Annotated in this window: 22 protein-coding genes and 1 tRNA gene; 20 read left to right on the forward strand and 3 right to left on the reverse strand. The window is 69.6% G+C overall.

The window, feature by feature from the left end; all coding sequences use genetic code 11:
* The first annotated feature begins 15 nt into the window (after positions 1–15).
* The 10 genes from ACH34W_RS07250 (at position 16) to ACH34W_RS07295 (ending at position 13,754) form a co-directional block, all read left to right on the forward strand.
* Entirely contained in the window at positions 16–507 is a 492-nt protein-coding gene (locus ACH34W_RS07250; RefSeq protein ID WP_395959918.1) for a vitamin K epoxide reductase family protein, read from the forward strand.
* Between the two features lie 68 nt (positions 508–575).
* Complete coding sequence (locus ACH34W_RS07255) at positions 576–1,355, forward strand: DsbA family protein (protein ID WP_395959919.1); 780 nt, start codon at positions 576–578, stop codon at positions 1,353–1,355.
* 178 nt (positions 1,356–1,533) lie between these two features.
* Positions 1,534–2,289 carry a DsbA family protein gene (locus tag ACH34W_RS07260; protein ID WP_395959920.1) on the forward strand — a complete coding sequence of 252 codons (756 nt, stop codon included), beginning with the start codon at positions 1,534–1,536 and terminating at the stop codon, positions 2,287–2,289.
* Between the two features lie 108 nt (positions 2,290–2,397).
* Entirely contained in the window at positions 2,398–3,960 is a 1,563-nt protein-coding gene (gene lgt, locus ACH34W_RS07265; RefSeq protein WP_395959921.1) for a prolipoprotein diacylglyceryl transferase, read from the forward strand.
* Between the two features lie 17 nt (positions 3,961–3,977).
* Positions 3,978–4,676 carry a VIT1/CCC1 transporter family protein gene (locus ACH34W_RS07270; RefSeq protein ID WP_395959922.1) on the forward strand — a complete coding sequence of 233 codons (699 nt, stop codon included), beginning with the start codon at positions 3,978–3,980 and terminating at the stop codon, positions 4,674–4,676.
* 66 nt (positions 4,677–4,742) lie between these two features.
* Entirely contained in the window at positions 4,743–5,558 is an 816-nt protein-coding gene (locus ACH34W_RS07275; protein WP_395959923.1) for a hypothetical protein, read from the forward strand.
* A gap of 52 nt (positions 5,559–5,610) precedes the next feature.
* Entirely contained in the window at positions 5,611–6,723 is a 1,113-nt protein-coding gene (locus ACH34W_RS07280; protein WP_395959924.1) for a hypothetical protein, read from the forward strand.
* A gap of 343 nt (positions 6,724–7,066) precedes the next feature.
* The gene (gene gltB / locus ACH34W_RS07285; protein WP_395959925.1) at positions 7,067–11,623 is read left to right on the forward strand and encodes a glutamate synthase large subunit; all 4,557 of its coding nucleotides are present in this window, start codon (positions 7,067–7,069) and stop codon (positions 11,621–11,623) included.
* A 15-nt stretch (positions 11,624–11,638) separates the two neighbouring features.
* A complete protein-coding gene (locus ACH34W_RS07290) occupies positions 11,639–13,102 on the forward strand; it encodes a glutamate synthase subunit beta (protein WP_395959926.1) in 1,464 nt (487 codons plus the stop codon).
* A gap of 76 nt (positions 13,103–13,178) precedes the next feature.
* Positions 13,179–13,754, forward strand: coding sequence for a GNAT family N-acetyltransferase (locus ACH34W_RS07295; RefSeq protein WP_395959927.1), 576 nt, complete (start codon positions 13,179–13,181; stop codon positions 13,752–13,754).
* 23 nt (positions 13,755–13,777) lie between these two features.
* Here the strand turns inward: ACH34W_RS07295 and ACH34W_RS07300 are convergent, their stop codons facing one another.
* On the reverse strand, positions 13,778–15,199 hold the full coding sequence (locus ACH34W_RS07300) for a pyridoxal phosphate-dependent decarboxylase family protein (RefSeq protein WP_395959928.1): 1,422 nt from the start codon (positions 15,197–15,199) through the stop codon (positions 13,778–13,780).
* Between the two features lie 306 nt (positions 15,200–15,505).
* Between ACH34W_RS07300 and ACH34W_RS07305 the strand changes: the two genes are divergently transcribed.
* The gene (locus tag ACH34W_RS07305; protein ID WP_395959929.1) at positions 15,506–16,417 is read left to right on the forward strand and encodes a hypothetical protein; all 912 of its coding nucleotides are present in this window, start codon (positions 15,506–15,508) and stop codon (positions 16,415–16,417) included.
* Entirely contained in the window at positions 16,414–16,821 is a 408-nt protein-coding gene (locus ACH34W_RS07310) for an MmcQ/YjbR family DNA-binding protein (protein ID WP_395959930.1), read from the forward strand. Before ACH34W_RS07305 ends, ACH34W_RS07310 begins: the two co-directional genes overlap by 4 nt.
* A 16-nt stretch (positions 16,822–16,837) precedes the next feature.
* Here the strand turns inward: ACH34W_RS07310 and ACH34W_RS07315 are convergent, their stop codons facing one another.
* Positions 16,838–17,578, reverse strand: coding sequence for a helix-turn-helix domain-containing protein (locus ACH34W_RS07315; protein WP_395959931.1), 741 nt, complete (start codon positions 17,576–17,578; stop codon positions 16,838–16,840).
* Positions 17,579–17,655: 77 nt separating this feature from the next.
* Here ACH34W_RS07315 and ACH34W_RS07320 point away from each other — a divergent pair, with 77 nt between their 5' ends.
* Complete coding sequence (locus tag ACH34W_RS07320; protein ID WP_395959932.1) at positions 17,656–18,210, forward strand: type 1 glutamine amidotransferase domain-containing protein; 555 nt, start codon at positions 17,656–17,658, stop codon at positions 18,208–18,210.
* Positions 18,211–18,340: 130 nt separating this feature from the next.
* On the forward strand, positions 18,341–19,771 hold the full coding sequence (gene pyk / locus ACH34W_RS07325) for a pyruvate kinase (RefSeq protein WP_395959933.1): 1,431 nt from the start codon (positions 18,341–18,343) through the stop codon (positions 19,769–19,771).
* A gap of 69 nt (positions 19,772–19,840) precedes the next feature.
* Here the strand turns inward: pyk and ACH34W_RS07330 are convergent.
* A tRNA-Leu gene (locus ACH34W_RS07330) sits at positions 19,841–19,913 on the reverse strand.
* Positions 19,914–19,999: 86 nt separating this feature from the next.
* Here ACH34W_RS07330 and ACH34W_RS07335 point away from each other — a divergent pair.
* The 6 genes from ACH34W_RS07335 to ACH34W_RS07360 all read left to right on the forward strand — a co-directional run bounded on the left by ACH34W_RS07335 (position 20,000) and on the right by ACH34W_RS07360 (position 25,856).
* The gene (locus tag ACH34W_RS07335) at positions 20,000–20,614 is read left to right on the forward strand and encodes an ANTAR domain-containing response regulator (protein ID WP_395959934.1); all 615 of its coding nucleotides are present in this window, start codon (positions 20,000–20,002) and stop codon (positions 20,612–20,614) included.
* A 287-nt stretch (positions 20,615–20,901) separates the two neighbouring features.
* Positions 20,902–22,092 (forward strand): branched-chain amino acid ABC transporter substrate-binding protein, encoded by a 1,191-nt coding sequence (locus tag ACH34W_RS07340; protein ID WP_395959935.1) that lies wholly within the window; start codon positions 20,902–20,904, stop codon positions 22,090–22,092.
* A 108-nt stretch (positions 22,093–22,200) separates the two neighbouring features.
* Positions 22,201–23,169 (forward strand): branched-chain amino acid ABC transporter permease, encoded by a 969-nt coding sequence (locus tag ACH34W_RS07345; protein ID WP_395960068.1) that lies wholly within the window; start codon positions 22,201–22,203, stop codon positions 23,167–23,169.
* Positions 23,170–23,201: 32 nt separating this feature from the next.
* Positions 23,202–24,278 (forward strand): branched-chain amino acid ABC transporter permease, encoded by a 1,077-nt coding sequence (locus tag ACH34W_RS07350; protein ID WP_395959936.1) that lies wholly within the window; start codon positions 23,202–23,204, stop codon positions 24,276–24,278.
* 11 nt (positions 24,279–24,289) lie between these two features.
* Entirely contained in the window at positions 24,290–25,099 is an 810-nt protein-coding gene (locus tag ACH34W_RS07355) for an ABC transporter ATP-binding protein (RefSeq protein ID WP_395960069.1), read from the forward strand.
* Positions 25,089–25,856 (forward strand): ABC transporter ATP-binding protein, encoded by a 768-nt coding sequence (locus ACH34W_RS07360; protein ID WP_395959937.1) that lies wholly within the window; start codon positions 25,089–25,091, stop codon positions 25,854–25,856. Before ACH34W_RS07355 ends, ACH34W_RS07360 begins: the two co-directional genes overlap by 11 nt.
* The last annotated feature ends 132 nt before the right edge of the window (positions 25,857–25,988 follow it).

The raw sequence follows: 25,988 nt of genomic DNA on the forward strand, positions 1-25,988 counted from the left end.
ACTTGGAGAAGGATCATGATGGCTCAGCAGGTCGAGGGGCGGGACAGGAGCGCGGCCAAGACGCCCGCCCGCCCGTTGTGGTTCATGCTCTCCGCGTGGGTGCTCACGCTCGCCGGGCTCGGCATCTCGATCTACCTGACGATCAGCCACTACGACGAGAAGGCGCTGATCTGCTCGGCGAGCGGCACGGTGGACTGCCACGCCGTCACCACCAGCAAGTACTCCGAGCTGGCGGGCATCCCGCTGCCCCTGCTCGGGCTGGGGTTCTTCGTCGGGTTCGTGGTGCTGATCACGCCGTTCGCGCTGCGCTCGGAGAACCCGCTGTTCCGCTGGGGCCGGCTGGCCGCCACCGGCCTCGGGATGGTCTTCGTGATCTACCTGGTGACCGTGGAGCTGGCGCTGCTGCAGAAGATCTGCCTGTGGTGCACCGGCGTCCACGCCGTCACCGTCCTGCTGTTCGTCCTTGTCCTGTCCGACGAGTTCCGGCGGATCGGCCAGGTCGACTAGGACCCGACCGGCCCCCCGCCGAGCCCGCGCGGCCGTCCGCCGCGCGGTCCCCGATGAGGAGATCCACAATGAGCAAGGCCGCACGCGAGCGGTCCGCACGGGAGCGGCTGGCCGCCGAGCGCAAGCGTCAGGAGGCACGCGACAAGCAGCGCAAGCTGCTCATGATCGTCCTTGGCGCGGTCGTCGCCGTCGCGGCGGTCGTGGTGGTCACCGTGATCGTTCTCGACCAGCGTGGCAAGAGCGACCAGCAGGCGGCCGCCTACACCGGACCGCAGGCCCCGCTCACCCGCGACGCCGACGGCTCGATCGTGATGGCCAAGGCGGGCGTCACCGCTCCCACGATCGAGGTCTTCGAGGACTTCCAGTGCCCGGCCTGCAAGTCGTTCGAGGACAGCACCGGCAAGACGGTCAAGGAGCTGGCCGCGGCAGGCAAGGTCAAGGTCGTCTACCGGCCCTTCCACCTGTTCGGCCAGTCGCAGAACCCCATCAAGGAGAACTCGCTGCGCTCCGCCGCGGCGGCCCTGTGCGTCCCCGCCGACAAGTGGCTCTCGTACCATGACGCGCTCTTCAAGTTCCAGCCCGAGGAGGGCGACAAGGGCTTCGCCACCAAGGAACTGGTCAACTGGGGCAAGGACGTCGGCGTGACCGACGCGGGCTTCGAGAAGTGCGTCACCGACCAGCAGCAGAAGTCGCAGGTCGACACGATGACCACGTACGCGCTGCAGACCCGCAAGGTCACCGGCACCCCGACCGTCTTCCTCAACGGCCGCAAGCTGGAGAACGACGAGCTCGGCAGCCCCACCGGCCTGGAGAAGGCCGTCAGCGACGCCGCCAAGACCAACAAGTAACAAGCAACACGACCAACACGTCACCCGCGCTGGTCGCTCCCATCCGAGCCGTGGCCCCCGAGAGGGCCACGGCTCGGTGTTTTCTCTCCCTCCTCCGGCCCGGCCGCCGTGGCGGATGTGCCGCCGGGGCTAGTGTCGGGCCGCGAAAACGCAGGTCGATGCGCTGATCGGGGGATCGATGAACAAGGCGGACAGGGGACGCTCGGTGCGGCAGCGGCTGGCCGAGGAACGCGCCAGGCAGGCGGCACGGGAGAGACAGCGGCGGCTGCTCTTCATCGTGCCGGGCGCCGTGGCGGCCGCGGCGATCGTCGTGGTGGCGGTCGTGCTGGTGCGCGACACCGGGGGCGGCTCCGAGCCGGGCTCGGACTACAAGGGCGTGCTCGCACCGGCCACCCGGCAGCCCGACGGCTCGGTCGCGATGGCCAAGGCAGGTGTCGCCAAGCCGGTGCTGGAACTGTACGAGGACTTCCAGTGCCCGGCCTGCAAACTCCTGGAGGACAGGCTGAGCACGACGATCAAGGAGCAGGCCGCCGCGGGCAAGGTCAAAGCCGTCTATCGCCCGTTCCGGCTCTTCCAGCAGGAGCCGCTGAAGTCCAACTCCCAGCGCGCCGCCAACGCGGCGGAGTGCGCGCCGGCCGGCTCATGGATCCGGTACCACGACCGGTTGTTCGCCGAGCAGCCCCGCGAGGGCGAGGTCGGCTTCGAGAACGCCGACCTGGTCGAGTGGGGCCGCGCGGCCGGGATCACCGGCGACGCGTTCGCCAAGTGCGTCAACGGCGGCGAGAAGAACGCCATGGTCGACCGGGCCACCGCCTACGCCGCGAAGGCGGGGGTGACGGCGACGCCGGCGCTCAAGCTCGACGGGAAGCAGGTCGCCGGCGACGCACTCACTCCGGACGGGCTGAAGAAGGCGATCGAGGCAGCCGGAACGTAGCGCGCGGACCACGCTCCGGGCACCGGCGGCCTGATCGGGCCGCGGTTGCGCCCAGACGATGCCGATCTTGGGGCACGGAGGGGCCTGGAGGCGGTAACGTCCATGCTCATGCAGTCGGTCGCCTACATTCCGAGCCCCTCCGAAGGTGTCTGGCACCTCGGGCCCATCCCGATCCGCGCGTACGCGCTGATGATCATTATTGGCATCGTCGTCGCGGTGTGGCTGGGCGAGCGCCGCTGGGCCGCCAAGGGGGGCACCCCCGGCGTCATCATCGACGTCGCGGTCTGGGCCGTGCCGTTCGGCCTCGTCGGCGGCCGCCTCTACCACGTCATCACCGATTACCAGCGGTACTTCGGCGACGGCCGGAACCCGGTCGACGCGCTGAAGATCTGGGAGGGCGGGCTCGGCATCTGGGGCGCCGTCGTGCTGGGCGCGGTCGGCGCGGTCATCGGCTGCCGCCGCCACGGCGTCTCGGTGCTGGCCCTGGGCGACGCGATCGCGCCCGGTATCGCGCTGGGCCAGGCGATCGGCCGGTGGGGCAACTGGTGGAACCAGGAGCTGTACGGGCGGCCGCTGGACACCTGGTGGGCGCTCAAGATCGACTACGGCAACCGGCCCAAGCTGTCCGACGGCAGCGTGGACCCCAAGTACGCGGACATCGGCACGTACCACCCCACGTTCCTGTACGAGTCGTTGTGGTGCGTCGGCGTCGCGATCCTCGTCATCTGGGCCGGCCGTCGCTTCGACCTCACCCACGGCCGGTCGTTCGCCCTCTACGTGGCCGGCTACACCGTGGGCCGGTTCTGGATCGAGTGGCTGCGCATCGACGACGCCCACGAGATCCTTGGGCTTCGCCTGAACGACTGGACGTCGCTGATCGTCTTCGTGGGCGCCGTGGGCTACCTCTACTGGGCCCGTGACAAGACCGGTCCCGAGAACGTCGGCGCCGCCCCGGACGCGGTGGCCGAGGAAGAGCCGGTGGCCAAGGCGCAGGACGAACCGGCAGCCGAGGAGCCGGTGACCGAGGAAACCGCCTCGGAAGAGCCCGCCGAACAGCAGCCCGAGGCAGAAGAGCCAGAGGCCGAGCCGGTCGCGGAGGCCGAGCCCGACCCCGAGACGGTGGCGGAATCCGAGTCTGAGGCGGCCGAGGCCGAGGCGGCGGAGGCTGATTCGGACGCCGAACCTGCGCCCCAGCCGGAGGCGGACGCCGAGCCTGAGCCGGAAGCTGTAACTGAGACGGAGCCCGAGGCTGCGGCCGAGCCGGAGGACGAGCCGGTTGCCGAAGCCGAGCCTGAGCCCGAGCCGGCCGCCGAGGTTGAGCCCGAGCCCGTGGAGGAGCCCGAGGCTGAGCCCGAGGCTGTGGCTGAGCCGGAGCCGGACGCCGAACCTGAGCCCACACCGGAGGCAGAGCCGGTAGCCGAAGCTGAGCCGGAGTCCGAGCCCGCGGCTGAGGGCGAGCCGGTGGCCGAGGACGAGCCTGCGGCGGAGCCGGAGCCCTCGCCGGAGGCTGAGCCGGTGGCGGAGGTCGAGCCCGAGCCCGAGCCTGCGGCGACGGGCGAAGTTGCGGACGACGAACCGGCCGAGGGCGACGCCGCCCCCGACGAGGAGCCTGCCGCGGCGGCCGAGGACAATGGGGACGGTAAGGGCGCGCCTGTGAAGGACGCGACGTAGGCGACTGAGGGGCCGGGTTGGCCGCGGAGATCCACCACAAGCACCGCGATGTCACCGGAGGGTGGCTGCGTCCGGCGGTCTTCGGGGCGATGGACGGCCTGGTCTCCAACTTCGCCCTGATCGCCGGGGTCGCGGGCGGCCAGGTGAGCCGGCACGTCATCCTGCTGGCGGGTCTCGCGGGCCTGGCGGCCGGCGCGTTCTCCATGGCGGCGGGGGAGTACATCTCGGTGGCGTCGCAGTCCGAGCTGGCCGAGGCGGAGATCGAGGTCGAACGGCTGGAGCTGGTGCGCCACCCGAACGCCGAGATGCGCGAGCTGGCCGAGGTCTTCGAGGCGCGCGGCGTCGATCCCGACGTGGCCGCCGAGGTGGCGCGGCAACTGTCGCGCGATCCCGAGGAGGCCCTGGAGGTGCACGCCCGCGAGGAGCTGGGCGTGGCCCCGGGCGAACTGCCCTCCCCATACCTGGCAGCGGGCTCGTCGTTCCTGTCGTTCGCGGTGGGGGCGTCGCTGCCGGTGCTCCCGTACCTGCTCGGCGTCTCCAGCCTCTGGCCCGCCGCCGTGATCGCGGCGCTGGGGTTGTTCGCTGCGGGGGCGCTGGTGTCTCGCGTGACCAACCGCACCTGGTGGTTCGGCGGGCTGCGGCAGCTCGCGCTGGGCGCCGCAGCCGCGGCGCTCACCTACGGCCTGGGCGCCATCATCGGGGCGAACGGGCTCTGATCGGAACGTACAGGAAACACCCTTTTGGGCACGCGACGGGCGCGGGTACCGATAGAGTCCCGGACTGTGATCGAGGCTCGTGACACCCAGGCGAAGGGTGCGAAGGACGGGACGGGCGTACGGGACTTCTGGCCCGACGACAAGCCCGCCTCCCGCGGCCCCAAGCCCAAGTTGCTGTTCGGCGCCGCGGCCGTGCTGGTCGTGGTCGTGCTCGCGGTGGTGGCCGCCGTCGTCCTGACCGGCGGCGATGACGATGGCACGAAGGCCGCCGGGACGTCCAACGGCCCAGGCGTGCTCCCCGTCGCCTATACGCCGCAGATGGCTGACAAGGCTCTGGTCAAGCTGGCCAAGCGGACCGCCGATCCGCGTCCGGTCACGCAGGGCGAGGCGTTCCCGGCCGACGCCAAGACCGTGAAGTACCGCACGTACGCGTTCTCGCTGGCCACCTCGCAGGTGTCCGCCGACTGCAAGAGCGTCACGTGGGGGCAGCGCCTGCAGGGCGACCTCGCTGAACACGGGTGCACCCAGGTCGCGCGCGGCTCGTACGTCAGCCCGGACAAGCGGTATCTCGGCCAGGTCGCGGTGCTCAACATGGTCGACGAGGACGGCGCCGAGCAGATCGTCCGCGACCTCGACCCCGCCACCAACGCCGGGTTCGTGCTGCCGCTGAACGCCGCGGGCGAGCCGGCCTTCGGCAAGGGCTTCAGCGCCGCGTACTCCCAGGTCTACGGTCACTACGTGATCCTCACCTGGGTGCAGCGCGCCGGCGGTGCCCAGCCCGCCTCGCTCAACGAGATGATCGACGCGAGCCTCGCCATCGAGAAGCCCGCCGACTTCGTGTGGGGACGGCTCGAGCTGATCCCCACCAGGAAAACGCAGTGATCCGGGCGGGCACGGTCACGGCACCGCGCCCCGGGCAGTAGTCTGCGCCTTCGTGGACCACGACGAGCCCGGCCGGCGTTCCGGCCGCCCCGGCCCCGGCTCCGTGCCGGGAGACCAGCGAGCGCGGCCCGGTCCCCGGCAGCAACCTCCCCGCGGATCCGCACGCCGCGCGGGTGCGCCGCGCAAGCTCGCCTCCGGACGTGGCGCTCCGCGCCCGCCCCGGCAGGCCCAGCGCCCCGCGCGCCCACCGGCACCGGCCGAGCCGATCGACGTCCAGGCGAACGAGCTGCCCGCTCCCGCCAGGCCTGAGCCACCCAGGGCTCGCAAGTCCTCCAAGTCCAAGCCCCCCAAGGCCGCCAAGCCCTCCAGGCCCAAGTCCGCCAAGGCCGGCAAGCCCGCCAAGCGGCAGCGGCAGGGCGGCCGGCCGGGACACGATCCGCGATGGTTCTTCTTCGCGGCGGGCGCACTCGGCCTCGTCGTCGTCCTGGCCGCCGTGGCGATGGTGGTGATCAACGGGCGGGACGACGACGCGCCCGCGTCGGCCCCGGCTGCTCCTCGGATGGGCCCGGTGGCCGCGAGCGGGCCGGCGCCCGCCTCGTACTCCAGCTCGCCGTCCGCCGACGCCTACTCCGGCATCGCCCAGCGGTCGTCCGACGCCGCACCGCTCACAGCGGCGGAGCTGTTCCCCTCGTCCGCGTCCACGATCACCCTGTCCTCCGCCAAGGCCAAGCTGACGCTGAAGGGCAAACGGCTCGACAACGACTGCACCGCCGCGGTCTGGGGCCGGACTGTCGCAGCCGCTCTCAGCAAGAGCGGATGCACGCAGGCGGCGCGCACGCTCCATGCCGACACCAAGAAGGGGTACGCCCTCGCCGTCACGGTGTTCAACCTGGCGAGCGCGGACCACGCCGACCGGATGGTCGAGGTGCTGGACAAGACGCGAGGCGGAGGTTTCGTGCGCCCGCTGAACGCCACGTCCCCGCTGGACAAGTTCGGGCAGGGCTTCGGGATGGCACGCGGGCTGGCCATGGGCCACTACGTCGTTGTGTCCTGGGCACAGCACCTGGACGGCTCGGGCGACGAGCAGGACGAGGACCTGCTGTCGTTGCTGATCGAGGGTGGCAAGGCTCCGGCCGTGCTGGGCCGCGCCGCCAAGGCCGCCTGAGCGCCGTTCCTTGATCTCCATTGCTTGATCATTGAGGCCACTTCAGGTCCGTTGTGTGTAGCCCACGTTACTTGCGGGTATACGTCTTAACCCGCTAAACATCTTCGGCCGGTGATGATGATCACCGAGGTCAGGGCGTTTTCGCGGGAAAATTGCCCGGTATCCTGGTCTAAACCACTCATGGGTGGCTCCAGAAGACCAGCGCGGAGGAGTTTCGCGATCTGGTCGAGTCGGGCATGATCCCGGCAGTGATGTAATGTCATCACACCGCAGCAGGGCCAACGTCGTCCCGGACTGCACTGACATCGAAGCCAGTGACACGACGAAGACGACGGGAGGGTTGATGGCTGCTGCTGCCCTCACTCCAGGCCTGCCTCCTAACCAGGGCTTGTACGACCAGGCCAACGAGCACGACGCCTGTGGCGTCGGCATGGTCGCCGACCTGCACGGCCGCAAGAGCCACGACATCGTTCAGAACGCCCTGACCGTCCTGAAGAACCTCGATCATCGCGGCGCGGTGGGTGCCGAGCCAGACGATGGCGACGGCGTGGGCATCCTGGTCCAGATCCCCGACTCCTTCTTCCGCGAGGTCTGCGACTTCGCGCTCCCCGAGGCCGGCTCCTACGCGGCCGGGCTCGCCTTCCTCCCGGTCGACGGTGACGAGCGCGCCGCCGCGGTCGCCCACATCGAGACCCTCTGCGTCGAGGAGGGCCTCGCCGTCCTCGGCTGGCGCGAGCTCCCGCACGACCCCAACTTCGCAGGCCCGGCGGCCCGGCGGGCCATGCCGCACTTCGCGCAGCTGTTCCTGACCACCGCCGCCGGCGGCCCCCACGCCGGCAAGACCGGCCTGGAGCTCGACCGCGTCGTCTTCTGCATGCGCGAGCGTGCCGAGCAGGACGTACGGGTCTACTTCCCGAGCCTTTCCAGCCGGACCATCGTCTACAAGGGCATGCTGACGACTCCGCAGCTGGAGCCGTTCTTCCCCGACCTGTCCGACCGCCGCTTCGGCAGCGCCATCGCACTGGTGCACTCGCGGTTCTCGACCAACACCTTCCCCGCGTGGGAGCTCGCCCACCCGTACCGGTTCATCGCGCACAACGGCGAGATCAACACGGTCAAGGGCAACCGGAACTGGATGCGCGCCCGCGAGGCGCTGCTGAAGTCCGACCTGATCCCCGGCGACCTCTCCCGCATCTACCCGGTGATCGACATCGAGGCCAGCGACACCGCCTCGTTCGACGAGTGCCTGGAGCTGCTGCACCTGGGCGGCCGGTCGCTGCCGCACGCGGTGCTGATGATGATCCCCGAGGCGTGGGAGAACCACACCGAGATGGACCCGGCCCGCCGGGCCTTCTACGAGTTCCACTCCACGCTCATGGAGGCCTGGGACGGCCCCGCGTCCGTCACGTTCACCGACGGCACGGTCGTCGGCGCCGTGCTGGACCGCAACGGCCTGCGCCCCGGCCGCTACTGGGTCACTGACGAGGGCTTCGTCGTGCTGGCCTCCGAGGCCGGCGTGCTGGACATCCCGGCGGGCAAGGTCGTCCGCAAGGGCCGCCTGCAGCCCGGCAAGATCTTCGTGGTCGACACCGAGGCCGGCCGGATCGTCGAGGACGACGAGGTCAAGGCCGAGCTCGCGGCCCAGCACCCGTACGGCCAGTGGCTGCACGACGGCCTGGTCAGGTTCGAGGAGCTGCCGCAGCGCGAGCGCGAGGTCCCGACCCACGAGACGCTCGTCAAGCGCCAGCAGACGTTCGGCTACACGCTCGAAGAGCAGCGCATCATCATGACTCCGATGGTCAGGACGGGCGCCGAGCCGATCGGCTCGATGGGCACCGACACGCCGATCGCGGTGCTGTCGGAGCGGCCGCGGCTGCTGTTCGACTACTTCAAGCAGCTCTTCGCCCAGGTCACCAACCCGCCGCTGGACGCCATCCGCGAGGAAATGATCACCTCGCTGCAGTCCACGCTCGGCCCGGAGGGCAACCTCCTGGAGCCCGGGCCGGAGTCCTGCCGCCGCCTCGTGCTGCCCACCCCGATCCTGGACAACGACGAGCTGTCCAAGATCATCCACATCAACGACGAGGGTTCGCTGCCGCATCTGGAAGCCTACGTCGTGCAGGGTCTGTACGACGTCGACGGCGGCGGGGAGGCCCTCGAGCACCGCCTCGAGGAGATCTGCTCCGAGGTCTCCCGGGTCATCGCCGCGGGCGCGCGGATCATCGTGCTGTCCGACCGCGGCTCGGACTCGGCCAAGGCCGCCATCCCGTCGCTGCTGCTGACCGGCGCCGTGCACCACCACCTGATCCGGGAGAAGACCCGCACCCAGGTGGGCCTGGTCATCGAGACCGCCGAGGCCCGCGAGTGCCACCACATGGCGCTGCTCATCGGGTACGGCGCGTCCGCGATCAACCCGTACCTGGCCATCGAGACCGTCGAGGACCTCATCAAGACCGGGGTCATCGACGGCATCGACCCGGCGAAGGGCGTGCGCAATCTTGTCAAGGCGTACGGTAAGGGCGTCCTCAAGGTCATGTCGAAGATCGGCGTGTCCACGGTCGCCTCGTACACCGGCGCCCAGATCTTCGAGGCCATCGGTCTCGGCCGCGAGATCGTCGACCGCGCGTTCACCGGCACCACCTCCCGGCTCGGCGGCGTCGGCTTCGACGTCATCGCCACCGAGGTCGCGCAGCGCCACAAGAAGGCCTACCCGCCCGGTGGCAACGAGGCGGCGCACCGCACCCTCGACGTCGGCGGCGAATACCAGTGGCGCCGCGAGGGCGAGCTGCACCTGTTCAACCCGGACACGGTGTTCAAGCTGCAGCACGCCACCCGCACCCGCCGGTACGACATCTTCAAGGAGTACACCGGCAAGGTCGACTCGCAGTCCGAGGAGCTGATGACCCTCCGCGGGCTCTTCCAGCTCAAGGAGGGCGAGCGCCCGCCGGTGCCGGTCGACGAGGTCGAGCCGGTCGAGTCGATCGTCAAGCGGTTCTCCACCGGCGCCATGTCGTACGGCTCCATCTCGGCGGAGGCACACGAGACCCTCGCCATCGCGATGAACCGCCTGGGCGCCAAGTCCAACACCGGCGAGGGCGGCGAGGACCCGCGGCGGTTCGTTCCGGACGCCAACGGCGACCTGCGGCGCAGCGCCATCAAGCAGGTGGCCTCCGGCCGGTTCGGCGTGACCTCGGAGTACCTCACCAACGCCGACGACATCCAGATCAAGATGGCGCAGGGCGCCAAGCCCGGCGAGGGCGGGCAGCTGCCCGGCCACAAGGTCTACCCGTGGATCGCCAAGACCCGGCACTCCACCCCGGGCGTGGGCCTGATCTCGCCGCCGCCGCACCACGACATCTACTCGATCGAGGACCTGGCGCAGCTCATCCACGACCTCAAGAACGCCAACCCCGCGGCGCGTGTGCACGTCAAGCTCGTCGCCGAGGTCGGGGTCGGCACGGTCGCGGCGGGCGTGTCCAAGGCGCACGCCGATGTGGTGCTCATCTCCGGGCACGACGGCGGCACCGGCGCATCGCCGCTGACCTCGCTCAAGCACGCCGGCGCGCCCTGGGAGCTCGGCCTGGCCGAGACCCAGCAGACGCTGCTGCTCAACGGCCTGCGCGACCGCATCGTCGTGCAGACCGACGGTCAGATGAAGACCGGCCGCGACGTCATCATCGCGGCGCTGCTGGGCGCCGAGGAGTACGGCTTCGCCACCGCCCCGCTGGTCGTCTCCGGCTGCATCATGATGCGGGTCTGCCACCTGGACACCTGCCCGGTCGGCGTCGCCACGCAGAACCCGGTGCTCCGGGAGCGCTTCAACGGCAAGCCCGAGTTCGTGGTCAACTTCTTCGAGTTCGTGGCGCAGGAGGTACGCGAGTACCTGGCCGCGCTCGGCTTCCGGTCCCTGGACGAGGCCATCGGGCACGTCGAGATGCTCGACACCCGCAAGGCCGTCGACCACTGGAAGGCCAACGGGCTCGACCTGACCCCGGTCCTGCACCAGCCGGAGCTGGCTGACGGCGCCGCCATGCGCCAGGTCACCGGGCAGGACCACGGGCTGGAGAAGGCGCTGGACAACACGCTGATCCAGCTCGCCGAGGGCGCCATCGCGTTCGGCGACAAGGTCTCCCTCGACCTGCCGATCCGCAACGTCAACCGGACGGTCGGCACCATGCTCGGCCACGAGGTGACCAAGAAGTGGGGCGGCGAGGGGCTGCCCGACGACACCATCGACGTCACGTTCACCGGGTCGGCCGGCAACTCGTTCGGCGCGTTCGTGCCCCGCGGCATCACGCTGCGGCTGATCGGCGACGCCAACGACTACGTCGGCAAGGGCCTGTCCGGTGGCCGCCTCACCGTGCGGCCCCCGCTGGATGCGACGTTCGCCGCCGAGACCCAGATCATCGGCGGCAACGTGATCCTCTACGGCGCCACCTCGGGCGAGCTGTTCGCCCGCGGCGTGGTGGGCGAGCGGTTCTGCGTGCGCAACTCCGGCGCGACCGCCGTCGTCGAGGGCGTCGGCGACCACGGGCTGGAGTACATGACCGGTGGCCGCGCCGTGATCCTCGGAAGCACCGGGCGCAACCTGGCGGCGGGCATGTCGGGCGGCATCGCCTACGTGCTCGACCTGGTCACCGAACGCGTCAACCCCGAGATGGTGGAGCTGGAGGCGCTCACCGGCGACGACCGCGCGTTCCTGCGCGACATCGTCGAGCGGCACCACGCCGAGACCGGCTCCACGGTTGCGGAGGGCCTGCTGGCCGACTGGGACGCCGCGCTCGCGCGCATCACCAAGATCATGCCCCGTGACTACAAGCGGGTGTTGAAGGCCGCCGAGGAGGCTCGGCAGCAGGGACTCGACGTCGACGAGGCCATCATGGCCGCGGCGCAGAAGTGAGAGGGGGACTCCTCCATGGCTGACCCGAAGGGTTTCCTGACCGTACCGCGGGAGCTCCCGAAGCGCCGCCCGGTCGACGTGCGCATCAAGAGCTGGTCCGAGGTCTACGAGAGCTTCGGCAACGACAAGCTCGAGAAGCAGGCGAGCCGCTGCATGGACTGCGGCATCCCGTTCTGCCACCAGGGGTGCCCGCTCGGCAACCTCATCCCCGAGTGGAACGACCTCGTCTACCGCAAGGACTGGCACGAGGCGATCGAGCGGCTGCACGCCACCAACAACTTCCCGGAGTTCACCGGGAAGCTCTGCCCCGCCCCGTGCGAGGCGGCGTGCGTTCTCGGCATCAACCAGGACCCGGTGACCATCAAGCGGGTCGAGGCCGAGATCATCGACCGGGCCTGGGCCGAGGGCTGGGTGCGCCCGCAGCCGCCCGCGGTCAAGACCGGCAAGAGGGTCGCGGTCGTCGGCTCCGGCCCGGCCGGGCTCGCCGCCGCGCAGCAGCTGACGCGCGCCGGACACGACGTCAAGGTGTACGAGCGGGCCGACCGCGTCGGCGGCCTGCTCCGCTACGGCATCCCCGAGTTCAAGATGGAGAAGCGGCACGTCGACCGGCGCATCGCCCAGATGCGCGCGGAGGGCACCGACTTCAAGACCTCGGTGAACGTGGGCGTGGACATCACCGCCGACGAGCTCCGGTCGCGCTACGACGCGGTCGTGCTCGCGGGCGGCGCCACCGCCTGGCGCGACCTGCCCGTCCCCGGCCGTGAGCTCAAGGGCGTCTACCAGGCCATGGAGTACCTGCCGCCCTCCAACAAGGTGCAGGAGGGCGACTACGAGGAGTCCCCGATCTCCGCCGAGGGCAAGCACGTGGTCGTGATCGGCGGCGGTGACACCGGTGCCGACTGCGTCGGCACCGCGATCCGGCAGGGGGCCGCCTCGGTCACCCAGCTGGAGATCATGCCGCAGCCGCCCGCGACCCGCCCCGACGCCCAGCCGTGGCCCACCTACCCCATGCTCTTCAAGATGGAGAGCGCCCACGAGGAGCTCCACGACCAGGGCGGCAACCGGGTCTACGCGGTCTCCACCACCGCGTTCGCCGACGACGGGGACGGCAACGTCAAGGCCCTCCGCCTGGTCGAGGTCGAGGGCCCGCAGACGGGCTTCAAGCCGATCCCGGGCACCGAGCGCGAGATTCCGGCCGAGCTGGTCACGCTCGCCATGGGCTTCCTGGGCCCGCAGAAGGAGGGGCTCCTGGAGCAGCTCGGCGTCGAGCTGGACCAGCGCGGCAACGTGGTCCGCGACAAGGACTACAAGACCACCGTCGACGATGTCTTCGCCGCAGGCGACATGGGTCGCGGGCAGTCCCTGATCGTGTGGGCGATCGCCGAGGGCCGTGCCGCAGCGCACGGCGTGGACAAGCACCTGATGGGCGAAACGTCCCTGCCCTACCCGATCATGCCCACCGCGCGTCCGATAGCCTGATCCGGCAAATCCCGCCGTGCCCCGGCGTCCCACCGGACGACGGGGCGCGGCGGAGTCGTGTCCAGGGGGGACCCATATGCCGACTCGCCAGATGGACGTGACCACGTGGTACCTGGAGCAGAGCGCGCCCGGCGAACTGCGCCCCGCGCCCGTTCCCGAGACACGCCTGGACGTCGTCCGCGCGGAGATACCCAGCCCCGAGCTGAGCCGCTTCCTCTACACCGCCGTCGGCGGCGACTGGTACTGGACCGATCGCCTGCCGTGGTCGTACGACCAGTGGCAGAACTGGCTCGAACGTCCCGGCGTGGAGACCTGGATCGCCTACGTCCGCGGCACGCCCGCGGGCTATGTCGAGCTGGACCCGCAACCCGACGGCCAGGTCGAGATCACCAGCTTCGGCCTGCTCCGCGCGTTCACCGGCCAGGGCCTCGGCGGCCACCTGCTGACGGTCGGCGCCGGCCGCGCCTGGGACCTCGCCACCCGCTGGGCTGACCGCAAGCCCACCGAACGGGTCTGGCTGCACACCTGCTCCAACGACGGCCCCCACGCCCTCCGCAACTACCAGGCCCGAGGGTTCCGCGTCTTCGACGTCCGTTCCGCCACCGAGACCCGAGACCACACCCCACCAGGCCCCTGGCGGGGCGCCCGCTGACCCTCAGGACGTGTATGACTGCGCTACGTGATCCGGGGGGCGAGGTCGTGGAGGACTGTGATCAGTTGCTCTGCTTCGGCGGCGGTGATGCGCCAGTTGACCATGGCGGGGCGGAAGACGGTCATGCCGCGGTAGGTGCTCGTTCCGGCGTAGACGCGACCGTCGGCTAGGAGGGCGGCGCCGAGGCGGGCGTTGAGGGCGTCCAGCTCCTTTTCCGGGACGCCGGGCGGGCGGTAGCGGAAGCAGACGATGGACATCTGGACAGGGGCGAGGAGTTCCAGGTCGGGGGCGTCCTCGACGAGTTTGCCGAGGTGGGCTGCCGCGTCCAGGTGGCGTTCGACCATCGCGCGGTAGCCCTCCCGGCCGTACGCGCGGAGTGTGGCCCAGATGGGGAGAGCACGGGCGCGCCGGGAGGACTCGGGGCCGAGCATGTTGTAGTTGATGCGCTCCTCGTCGGCCTCCGGGAGGTAGGCGGCGCCCCAGGCGCCGAAGGCCTTGGACAGGTAGGCGGGGTCGCGGACGAACGAGAAGCCGCTCTCGTACGGCACGTTCAGCCACTTGTGGCCGTCGGCGGTGATGGAGTCGGCGCGGGCAGCCCCGCGGGCCAGGTGGGCCGTACGGGGGGACAGCGCGGCGAACATGCCGAACGCGCCGTCGATGTGCAGCCAGGCGCCGTGGCGTTCGGCGAGGTCAGCGAGGTCGTCGAGCGGGTCGGAGCCGCCGGTGTTCACCTCTCCGAGGTTGCCGACGATGATGGCCGGGCCGTTGTGAGCGAGGGCCTCCTCCAGGGCGGGGAGGTCGATCGCGCCGGAGTCGTCACGGGCGAACGTGCGGAGCGTGTCCCGGCCGCATCCGAGGATCTGCAGGGCCTTGCGTGTGCTCACGTGCACCAGGCCGCTGCTGTAGACGGGCATCTGTGGGAGTCCGGCCAGGCCTTGGGAACTGACGTCCACGCCGTGCTTTTCGGCCCACCAGTAACGGGCCGCGGAGAGTCCGGTGACGTGCGCGAAGGTGGCGCTCGGGGTCAGCACGCCGCCGTAGGAGGAAGGGATGCCGAAGAGCTCCTTGAGCCAGCCGAGCACGACCGTCTCGGCACGGGTGGCGAACGGGGAGGCGATCCAGAGACCGGCGGCCTGGTCGAGGAGCGAGGTGATCCAGTCCCCGGCCATCGCGGCGGGCGTGGACCCGCCGGTGACCAGGTGGAAGAAACGGGGACCCGAGACATGGGTACCGGCCTCGGTGCCGATGCGCAGGAGCTCCGCCACGGCCGCCGGCCCGCCCTCGCCCCGCTCGGGCAAGGGCCCTTCCAGGTCAGCGAGGACATCGTCGCGGGCCTGGTCGTGGACAAGCCGCGTCTTCAGGCCCTGGAGGTACGGGGCGGCCGCTTTCGCGACCAGTTCGAGGCCCTCGGCCGCGGTGTCATGTTCATGGATCGGGTCACTCATGACGCCAGTGAAGCAGGCCGCCGCCTCCCCCGTAAATGATCACTCTTCCCGGTTGCGGCCGATCATGGCCACACCCTGCAATCCCTGGTCGGGGGCGGTTGTGCTCCGCCGTCAGGGTAGGTTTAATTCTGGCGCTGGCATGCCTTTGGCCACGTCGGTCGCGGGACGCCTTGTCCGCGTAAAGGACTCCCGCTTCCCCGCGTGCGGGACTCGGGGCCCGGTCATCCACCGCTGGGATGACCGGGCCGCCCCGCGAAGTCCGTTCCCTACAAGACCCGCACGGGCCGGCGCTCCTAACGTGTGGACATGAACACCCGTATTGACATGAAAACCCGTGCGGACGTGAAAACGATCGACGCTGAACGGCTCGCCCGCGCCGAGGACTTCATGCGCCGCAACGCGCGGCTCATCGACCGGCACCGGTTCGCGTTCCACTTCCGGGGAGGCCCCGCCACCGCGATCACGACGGCGCTGCGGCCCTACGAGAACCCCGACGGCGGCTACGGCCACGGCATCGAACCCGACCTGCGCGGCGAGGCCAGCCAGCCGGTCCCCGCCCAGCACGCCCTGGAGTTCCTGCACGAGGCGGGTGCCGGCGGCGATCCCGCGGTGGGCAGGATCTGCGACTACCTGACGTCCATCACCAGGCCTGACGGGGGTGTCCCGTTCGTCCTGCCGACCGTGCGGGCCGCGCCCAGCGCGCCGTGGTGGCAGACGCCCGACGACCCGCCCGGCCACATCGTTCCCACCGGCACGCTGGCCGGGCAGTTGCACCGGATCGGCGCAGACCATCCGTGGTTGGGGCCCGCGACCGACTTCTGCTGGGCGTGGGTGGAGCAGGCGACCGAAGTGCCGCCGTACGAGATCTACGCGATCCTGGCGTTCCTCGACCATGTGCCCGACCGGGAACGGGCGGAGGCGGCGTTCGAGCGGGTCCGCGAGCCGATGCTGGCCACCATCGATTTCGACCCGGGGGCGGAGGGCGACGCCCACCTGCCGCTCGACTACGCGTCGGCCCCGGACGGCTTCGGCCGCCGGCTCTTCGACGACGACCTCATCGAGGCCCATCTCGACGCTCTGGTGGAGGCGCAGCGGGACGACGGCGGCTGGACGGTCGGCTTCCTGATCTGGACGCCCAAGACCGAGCCGGAGTGGCGTGGCTTCGTCACCGTCGAACGGCTCCGGACATTGCTGGCATACGGGAGACTGTCCGCATGAGCCGTCTCACCCCCGACGACGTCACCCGGCACTGCCTCGGGCTGGAGCAGGCGAAGGAGGACTTCCCCTTCGGCCCCCAGCCCGCCGTCTACCGCATCGCGGGCAAGATCTTCGCCTTGCTCAGCGAGGACGCCGACCCGCCGAGGGTGAGCCTCAAACTGCCGCCGGACGAGGTCCAGGCCCTCCAGGCCCAGTACCCGGGCACGGTCCTGCCCGGCTACCACCTCAACAAGCGGCACTGGGTGACGGTGGTGCTGAACGGGGAGCTGGAGGGCGACGAGGTCTGCGGGCTCATCGACCAGGCGTACGACGTCGTGGTCGCGACGCTGCCTCGCCGTCTCCGCCCGGGATTCATACCGCCCGTGCCCGAGGCCCCCGCGCGCAGGCACGGCGACGACGGCTGACCGGCCGGCGCCCGGGTCAGAGGGTGCTCGGGCCTGACGCGGGGCTATCCAGCAGGGCGGTCAGCGGGGCGCCCGCCAACTCGCGCACCTCATGCGCCAGGTGTGCCTGATCGGAGTACCCGGCCGTGTACGCGACATCCGCGAGTGGGGTGCCCTTGTACGCCAGTTTGAGCGCCCTCTGGAAGCGCAGCACCCGCTGGACCGTCTTCGGCCCGTACCCGAAGGCCGCCTGGACCCGCCGCCGCAACTGCCGTTCGCCCAGGCCGAGTGCGTCGGCGGCTCCCCTGACGGGGTGGTCCGCCAGGTTGCGCAGGAGCGGCACCACGATGGGGTCGGCGGGCTCGGACTCGGCGCTCCGCCGCATCACCGCCTCGGTCAGGGCCTCCGCCGGGTCGTCGGCCGAGGCCAGTGCCTCGCCCAGGCGGTCGGCGTCGGGCCCCCAGAGGTCCCGCAGCGGCAGCCGCCCGTTCCGGACGGCGTCGGCCGGCACGCCGAGGATGGGCGGGGCCATCCCGGGTTTGAAGCGCACGCCGATCAGCAGGTCGCCGGGCTCCAGCCTCGCCAGTGCTGGGCCGGTGTCGGGGCCGGCGACCTGGATCCGGGCGTCCCGGCTCCACCAGATCAGGTCCACGCATCCGTCGGGGACGACGCGCTGCTCGAACGGCGCGTCCGAGCCGTCCGGGAGTTCGTGGTGCCATATGCAGGCCAGCCCGACTCCCGCGGGAGGGGGACGTTCAAGATAACGGCTGGCATTCACCCTTCCTGCATACCACTCCCGCCGGTGGGCAGGGCGTAGGTAGCAGTCGAAACCGACTAGAAGGGGAGAAATCCGCCATGGCCACCGATCTGCAGGGCAAGACCATCGCCTTCCTCTGCGCGCCCGAGGGCGTCGAGCAGGTCGAGCTCACCGAGCCTTGGAAGGCCGTCGAGCAGGCAGGTGGGCAGCCCCGGCTGGTCTCGACGCAGTCCGGCCGCATCCACGCGTTCGAGCACCTCGACAAGGCCGACACCTTCGCGGTCGACACGACCGTGGACGTCTCGCGGCCGCAGGAGTTCGACGCGCTGGTGCTGCCCGGCGGCGTCGCCAACCCGGACTTCCTGCGCATGCACAAGAACGCTGTGGCGTTCACCAAGGCCTTTTTCGACGCGGGCAAGCCGGTCGCGGCGATCTGCCACGCGCCCTGGACTCTCATCGAGGCCGACGTCGTCCGCGGCCGCACGCTGACCTCGTGGCCGAGCCTCCAGACCGACCTGCGCAACGCCGGCGCCACGTGGGTCGACGAGGAGGTCCAGATCTGCGAGGACGGCCCGAACGTCCTCATCACCAGCCGCAAGCCCGACGACCTGAAGGCGTTCTGCCAGGCGGCCGTCGAGGTCTTCAAACGGTAGGGCTGAAGGTGATTCAGGTCACATTCTCATCTATGGTCTAGACCTCTGACCTAGACCAGTACGTGAATCTTGAGCGACCGCATCCTGCACGAATATCCGTACTGGCTGGTAACTAAGTAGCGTTGTGCACGTGACCCGTCGAGCGAAGATTGTCAGCACCATCGGCCCCGCCTGCTCCAGCCCCGAGCAGATCCATGCTCTCGTGGAGGCCGGCATCGATGTCGCCCGGCTCAACATGAGCCACGGCGAGCACGCCGTCCACGAGCAGGTGTTCCACCGCCTGCGTGCCGCCGCCGAGGCGACCGGCCGCGGCGTCGGCATCCTGGCCGACCTGCAGGGCCCCAAGATCCGCATCGGGCGGTTCCCGGACGGCCCGGTACGGCTGACGCTCGGCGACGAGTTCACCATCACCACCGAGGACATCCCGGGCAACCGCCGCGAGGTGTCCACCACCTACCAGGGCCTGCCCGGGGACGTCAGCCCCGGCGACACCGTCCTCATCGACGACGGCCGGGTGGCGCTGGAGGTCGCCGAGGTCGACGGCCCGCGCGTGCTCACCCGGGTGACGGTCGGCGGCATGGTCTCCGACAACAAGGGCCTCAACCTGCCCGGCGTCCCGGTGAGCGTGCCCGCGCTCACCGGCAAGGACGAGGAAGACCTGCGCTGGGCGCTGCGGCTCGGCGTCGACATGGTGGCCCTCTCGTTCGTCCGCACGCCCGAGGACGCCGAGATCTGCTACCGGATCATGGAGGAGGAGGGCGTCCGCGTCCCCCTCATCGGCAAGATCGAGAAGCCGCAGGCCGTGGCCGCGCTGCCCGAGATCGTGGCCGCGTTCGACGGCATCATGGTCGCCCGCGGCGACCTGGGCGTCGAGCTCCCGCTGGAGGAGGTGCCGATCGTCCAGAAGCGCGCCATCGAGCTGTGCCGGGAGAAGGCCCGCCCGGTGATCGTCGCCACCCAGATGCTCGAATCGATGATCTCCGCCCCGCGGCCCACCCGTGCGGAGACCTCCGACGTCGCCAACGCGGTCTTCGAGGGCGCCGACGCGGTGATGCTCTCCGGCGAGACCAGCGTCGGGCAGTACCCGATCGAGGCGGTCGAGACGATGAGCCGCATCGTCACCACGGCCGAGAAGGCGTCGCTGCAGGCCACGCACGCGCTCGACCGCATCCCCGAGACCATCGGCGGCGCGATCGCCCGTGCCGCCGCCGAGGTCGGCGCCATCATCGGCGCCGAGGCCCTCGTCGCGTTCACGATGTCGGGGGAGACCGCCCGCCGGCTGTCCCGCTACCGCTCCCCGATCCCGCTGCTGGCGTTCACGTCGGTGCCGGGGGTGCGCGGCAAGCTCGCCCACGTGTGGGGCGTCGAGACCTTCATCGTGCCGCACGCCCACCACACCGACGACATGGTCCGCCAGGTCGATCAGGGCCTGCTGGAGACCGGCCAGGTCCAGAAGGGCGACCGCGTCGTGATCGTGGCGGGCTCGCCCCCCGGCACCGCCGGCTCGACCAACGCGCTCCGGGTCCACCGCATCGGCGACGCCATCGCGGTCCGCGACTGAGACCTGGACATGCGGGTATGAGCGATCACCTGCGGGATGACGCTCCAGGCCGGTGCACTCCAGGATGGGTGCCCCGAGTGGGATTCGAACCCACACTAAACGGTGTTTGAGACCGCTTCCTCTGCCATTGGGATATCGGGGCTTATATCGGACATTCCTCAGAGGTTAAAAACCCGTAGAGGATCGCCCTACCTGCCGCAGACCAGACTAGCGCGTCCCGGTAGTCTCGTGCGCGTGACGGAGAGCGCGCGACGTGTGGTGATCGCTGAGGACGAGGCACTGATCCGCCTGGACCTCAAGGAGATGTTGCAGGAGGACGGCTACGAGGTCGTCGGCGAGGCGGGCGACGGCGAGACCGCCGTGCGGCTGGCCGCCGAACTCAAGCCGGACTTGGTGATCCTCGACGTCAAGATGCCCATCCTGGACGGCATCTCGGCGGCCGAGCGGATCTCCGCCGACCGGATCGCGCCGGTGGTCATCCTCACCGCGTTCTCCCAGCGCGAGCTGGTGCAGCGGGCCACCGAGGCAGGTGCCATGGCCTACCTCGTCAAGCCCTTCACCAAGACCGACCTGGCGCCGGCCATCGAGATGGCCGTCAGCCGTTACACCGAGTTGCGCGCCTTGGAGTCCGAGGTCGCCGGCCTCCAGGATCGCCTGGAGACCCGCAAGGTCGTGGACCGCGCCAAGGGGTTGCTCCAGGAGGCCAACGGCTGGACCGAGCCCGAGGCCTTCCGCTGGATCCAGAAGACCTCCATGGACCGCCGCCTGACCATGCGGGCCGTGGCCGACGCCGTCCTGGCCGGTGCCCTGGGCAAGCCCTCCGATGGCTCCCCGACACCCTGACCATCCCGTCAGCGTGAGGGCGGAACGAGTCGTGGTGAAAGTCAGCGAGTCTTCGCCGTGCATTCATGGGACGTCTGTGTCAGGTGATAACGTACTATAATCACCCCATGTACGGGACAGTGTCACATGGGCACGGAGGCGTAACGAAGGGGTAACCCTTCTGCTCTTGGGTGCTGAACTGTGATGTCACATCGGTGTACTACGGACAGGTCCCCGAGTGACCGCTTTCACCCGTTGAGGGCGAAGTCGCGGGGTCAACACTCGTACCCGATCCATTGAGGATCCGGATGGAAAGGTTGGGCACCTTGCGGCGCAACATGATGAGAGTCACCGGAGCGGTGGCGATGAGCGCGGTGCTGGCGCTCGGTGCGGCCGCCTGCGGCGACAGTGACAGCGGCAGCGGCGGTGACACCCTGAACATCGGTTTCATGGGTGACCTTACGGGTCCGGACTCGGCGATCGTCATCCCGCCGTTCAACGGTGCGCAGCTGGCGGTCGACCAGTTCAACGCGACGAACCCGAAGAAAAAAGTCAAGCTGATCCGCTATGACACGCAGGGCAAGGAGAACCAGGCCGCGGCGCTGGCTCCTAAGGCGATCAAGGACGACAAGATCGTCGGGATGATCGGCCCGGCGTTCTCCGGCGAGTCGAAGGCCGCCAACGGAATCCTGGACAAGGGCAAGGTCCCGAGCATCACGCCGTCGGCGACCAACCCGGACCTGTCCAAGGCGGGCCACAAGTACTGGCACCGCCTGGTCGCCACCGACCAGGCCCAGGGCACCGGCATCGCCGAGGCCCTGATCAAGGCCAAGTCGCCGAAGAAGGCCTACGTCATCAACGGCAAGAAGGCCTACAGCATCGGTATCGGTGACTTCGCCTTCCAGGCGTTCAAGGCCAAGAACATCGACACCCAGCGCGACCAGATCGACGAGACGGCGTCGGACTTCTCCTCGACCGTCACCAAGGTCGTGGCGGCCAAGCCGGACGTCATCTTCTACGGCGGCTACTACTCCGAGGGCGGCAAGCTCCTCAAGCAGCTGCGCGACGGCGGCGTGACCGCCCTGTTCGCCTCCGGCGACGGCTCGCTGGACGCCAAGCTGGTCGAGGCGGCCGGTGCCAAGCAGGCTGAGAACGCCCTGCTCGGTTGCCCCTGCTTCATCCCGTTCGGTGAGCAGAAGGACCCGACGCTGGTGAAGTTCGTGGCGGACTACAAGGCGAAGGCCAACACCAACCCGGCGATCTACTCGACCGAGGGCTTCGACGCCGCGACGGCCTTCACTGCGGCGATCAAGGCCGGCAACGAGACCGGCGAGAAGATCAACGAATTCCTCAAGACCTACGACACGAAGGGTGTGTCCAAGCAGGTCAAGTGGGGCCCGGAGGGTGAGCTGGCCGAGACCACGATTCACCTGTACCAGGTTCAGGGCGGAGCCATCACGTGGCTCGGCAAGACCGACGAGGCCAAGCCGAAGGGCTGATCGGCTTAGTTGCCACGCATGTGACGGCGCCGAGGCGGGAGCGCTACCGCGCTCCCGCCTCTGTCAGTCGGACGGCTGACCGCCGTCCCCGTCTTGAAGGCGAACCCATTGCTCAACGACTTCATCAACCAGTTCTGGCCGTCCACAGTGGGTGGCCTGACCGTCGGAGCCATCTACGCGCTGATCGCGCTCGGCTACACGATGGTCTACGGCGTGCTGCGCCTGATCAACTTTGCGCACTCCGAGATCTTCATGATCGGCACGATCGCCGCACTGTTCACGGTGACGGAGATCTTCACCGTGACCTCGCCGTACACCGGCTTCGCGATGATCGGCATGCTGCTGCTGATCATGGCGGTCGCGATGGCGGCGTCCGGCGGCGCGGCGGTCCTCCTGGAGGTCGTCGCCTATCGCCCGCTGCGGAAAAAGGGAGCCTCCCGGCTGGCCGCGCTCATCTCGGCGATCGGCGCGTCCTTCTTCCTGCAGGAGCTGTTCGCCCTGCAGGTGATCCCCAATCTGTTCGACCGGCCCGAGGGCCGCAACCAGGTCGGCGTGCCCCGGCTCGTCGAGCGCGACAAGCTCTTTGAGATCTTCGGAGCCACCGTCCGGCTCGACCACGTGATCGTCATCGTCGCTGCGGTGATCATGATGATCATGCTCGACCAGTTCGTGAGCCGGACCAAGGTCGGCCGCGGCATCCGGGCGACCGCGCAGGACCCCGAGACGGCCGTCCTGATGGGCGTCAACATCGACACGATCGTGCGCACCACGTTCCTGCTGGGCGGTGCCATGGCCGGCGTCGCCGCCGTGCTGTACGTCGTGGAGTTCGAGCTGACGGTCTACAACGTCGGATTCGTGCTCGGCGTCAAGGCGTTCACCGCCGCCGTGCTCGGCGGAATCGGCAACCTGCGCGGCGCGCTGCTCGGCGGCTTCGCGCTGGGACTGATCGAGAACTGGGGCGCGATCTTCTTCGGCTCCGAGTGGAAGGACGTCATCGCCTTCACCGTTCTCGTGGTCATCCTCATGTTCCGTCCCACCGGCATCCTCGGTGAATCTCTCCAGCAGGCGCGCGCATGAACATCAAGCAGACACTCAGTGCAAGGAGCGGTGTGTCGGACCGGATCCGCGACTGGTGGGCGGACGCGCCCATGTGGACACGCTGGCTCACCTACCTCCTGGTGCTCCTCTTCGTGGTCTTCGTCCTGCCGACCGAGGGTGTCGCGTCGGTCATGTCGCCGCAGACCGACTGGATCACCACACTGTGGGACCCCATCGGGATCTACATCCTGCTGGCGCTCGGCCTCAACATCGTGGTCGGCCAGGCCGGCCTGCTCGACCTCGGATTCGTCGCGTTCTTCGCCATCGGCGCGTACAGCGTCGGCGTGCTCGGCAGGGAGGGCTGGCCGTTCTGGGGCACGGTCGTCGCTGCGCTCGTCATCGCCGCGCTTTCCGGGATCATCCTCGGCGCGCCGACGCTGCGGTTGCGCGGCGACTATCTCGCGATCGTGACGCTGGGCTTCGGTGAGATCATCCGCATCGTCGCCCGCAACACCACCTACGTCGGCGACTCGCGCGGCCTCTCCGACCTGCCCCGGCCACCGGCGATGTTCGGTCTGGACTTCGAGGACGTGCTGGACGCGAGCGCGTTCTACTACCTCATCGTGGCGATGATCGTGCTCGTGATCGTCATCTCGGTGCGGTTGAACAGGAGCAGGGTCGGCCGCGCCTGGGCCGCGATCCGCGAGGACGAGGACGCGGCCGAGCTCATGGGCGTGCCCACGTTCAAGTTCAAGCTGCTCGCGTTCTTCGTCGGCGCGATGGTCGGCGGTCTGGGCGGCACCGGGCAGATGGGCGGCGTGCAGGGCTACATCCAGCCGGAGAACTTCCCGTTCATCCTGTCGGCGACCATCCTGGTCTGCGTGGTCTTCGGTGGATCGGGCAACATCCCCGGTGTGATCCTTGGTGCGTTCATCATCGCCTGGCTGCCGGAGCGGTTCCGGTTCCTGGACGACTACCGCTACATGCTCTTCGGCGCCGTGCTGGTGATCATGATGATCGTCCGGCCCGAGGGCCTGCTGCCGTCCCGGCAGCGCAAGGCCGAGATGCAGGAGGGCTCCGGCGGCATGGGCTCCATGGGCGCCGAGGTGGCCACCCCGACGACCGCGGCTCCGGAGGTGGGCAAGTGAGCGACGTGAGCATGGACAAGGCGCCTGAGGCGCCCGCCGCAGGCACGGCGACCCCGCTGCTGGAGTTGCGCGACGTCGTGATGCGTTTCGGCGGCGTCGTGGCGCTCAAGAAGGTCGCGTTCAACGTCAACCAAGGCGAGATCTTCGCGCTGATCGGCCCGAACGGCGCCGGCAAGACCACGGTGTTCAACGTGACCACCGGCGTCTACAAGCCGACCGAGGGCGCGATCCACTTCGACGGCCAGCGCATCAGCGGCATGAAGCGGTTCAAGGTCACCAAGCGCGGTGTCGCCCGTACGTTCCAGAACATCCGGCTGTTCCACAACATGTCGGCGCTGGAGAACGTGATGGTCGGCGCCGACGCCAACCACAAGACCGGCGCCATCGGCGCGATCCTCGGTCTGCCCTGGCACCACAAGGAAGAACGCCGGGGCCGTGAGCTGGCCAGGGAACTGCTGGAGTTCGTCGGCATCGGTCACCGCTCGGACGAGACGGCCAAGAACCTGCCGTACGGTGACCAGCGGCGGCTCGAGATCGCCCGCGCGCTGGCGACCGAGCCGAAGCTGCTGCTGCTCGACGAGCCCGCGGCGGGCATGAACCCCGCGGAGAAGGTCGCGCTGCAGGGGCTCATCCGCAAGATCCGCGACTCCGGCCGCACCGTGCTGCTCATCGAGCACGACATGGGACTGGTGATGAACATCGCCGACCGGATCGCGGTGCTGGACTTCGGCGAGAAGATCGCCGAGGGGCTGCCCTCGGAGGTCCAGAGCAACCCGAAGGTGATCGAAGCGTATTTGGGGGCTCCCGCCGATGCTTCTTGAGATCGAGGACATCTACGTCCACTACGGCAAGATCGAAGCGCTCAAGGGCGTGTCGCTGCAGGTCGACGAGGGTGAGATCGTCACTCTCATCGGCGCCAACGGCGCGGGCAAGAGCACCACGCTGAAGACGATCTCCGGGTTGCGTCCGCTGACGTCCGGCCGGGTCACCTTCGACGGCAAGGACATCAGCAAGGTCCCGGGCCACAAGCGGGTGCTGCTGGGCATCGGCCAGTCGCCGGAAGGCCGGGGCATCTTCCCCGGCATGACGGTCGAGGAGAACCTCCACATGGGCGCCTACGCCCGCAAGGGGGACCTCACCAAGGACATGGCCGAGGTGTACGACCTGTTCCCGCGGCTCGGCGAGCGCAAGAAGCAGGCCGGCGGCACCATGTCCGGCGGTGAGCAGCAGATGCTGGCCATCGGCCGCGCGCTGATGACCAAGCCCAAGGTGCTGCTGCTCGACGAGCCCTCGATGGGGCTCGCACCGATGCTGATCCAGCAGATCTTCAAGATCATCGAGGAGATCAACCGGCGCGGCACCACGGTCCTGGTGGTCGAGCAGAACGCCCAGCAGGCGCTCTCGCTGGCGCACCGGGCGTACGTGATCGAGACCGGCAAGGTCGTCAAGTCCGCGCCCGCCGCGGATTTGCTGGCCGACCCGGAGGTCCGGGCCGCCTACCTCGGTGGCGACCTGGCCGTGGACGAGGCAGCGGACGACACCGCCGTCGACACCACCCCACGGAACGGCCAGGACTAGCCGCCTGACAGGACAAGCCGCCTGACGGGACGAGCCGTCTGATCGGAAGCCGTGGCACTCGCGGGGGAGACCTCGCGGGGGCCACGGCTTCCGCCGTTCCAAGCGCACCAAGCGCACGCTCTCAGGGCAGGC

The sequence above is a fragment of the Actinomadura sp. 6N118 genome (assembly GCF_044326415.1).
GTDB lineage: Bacteria > Actinomycetota > Actinomycetes > Streptosporangiales > Streptosporangiaceae > Spirillospora.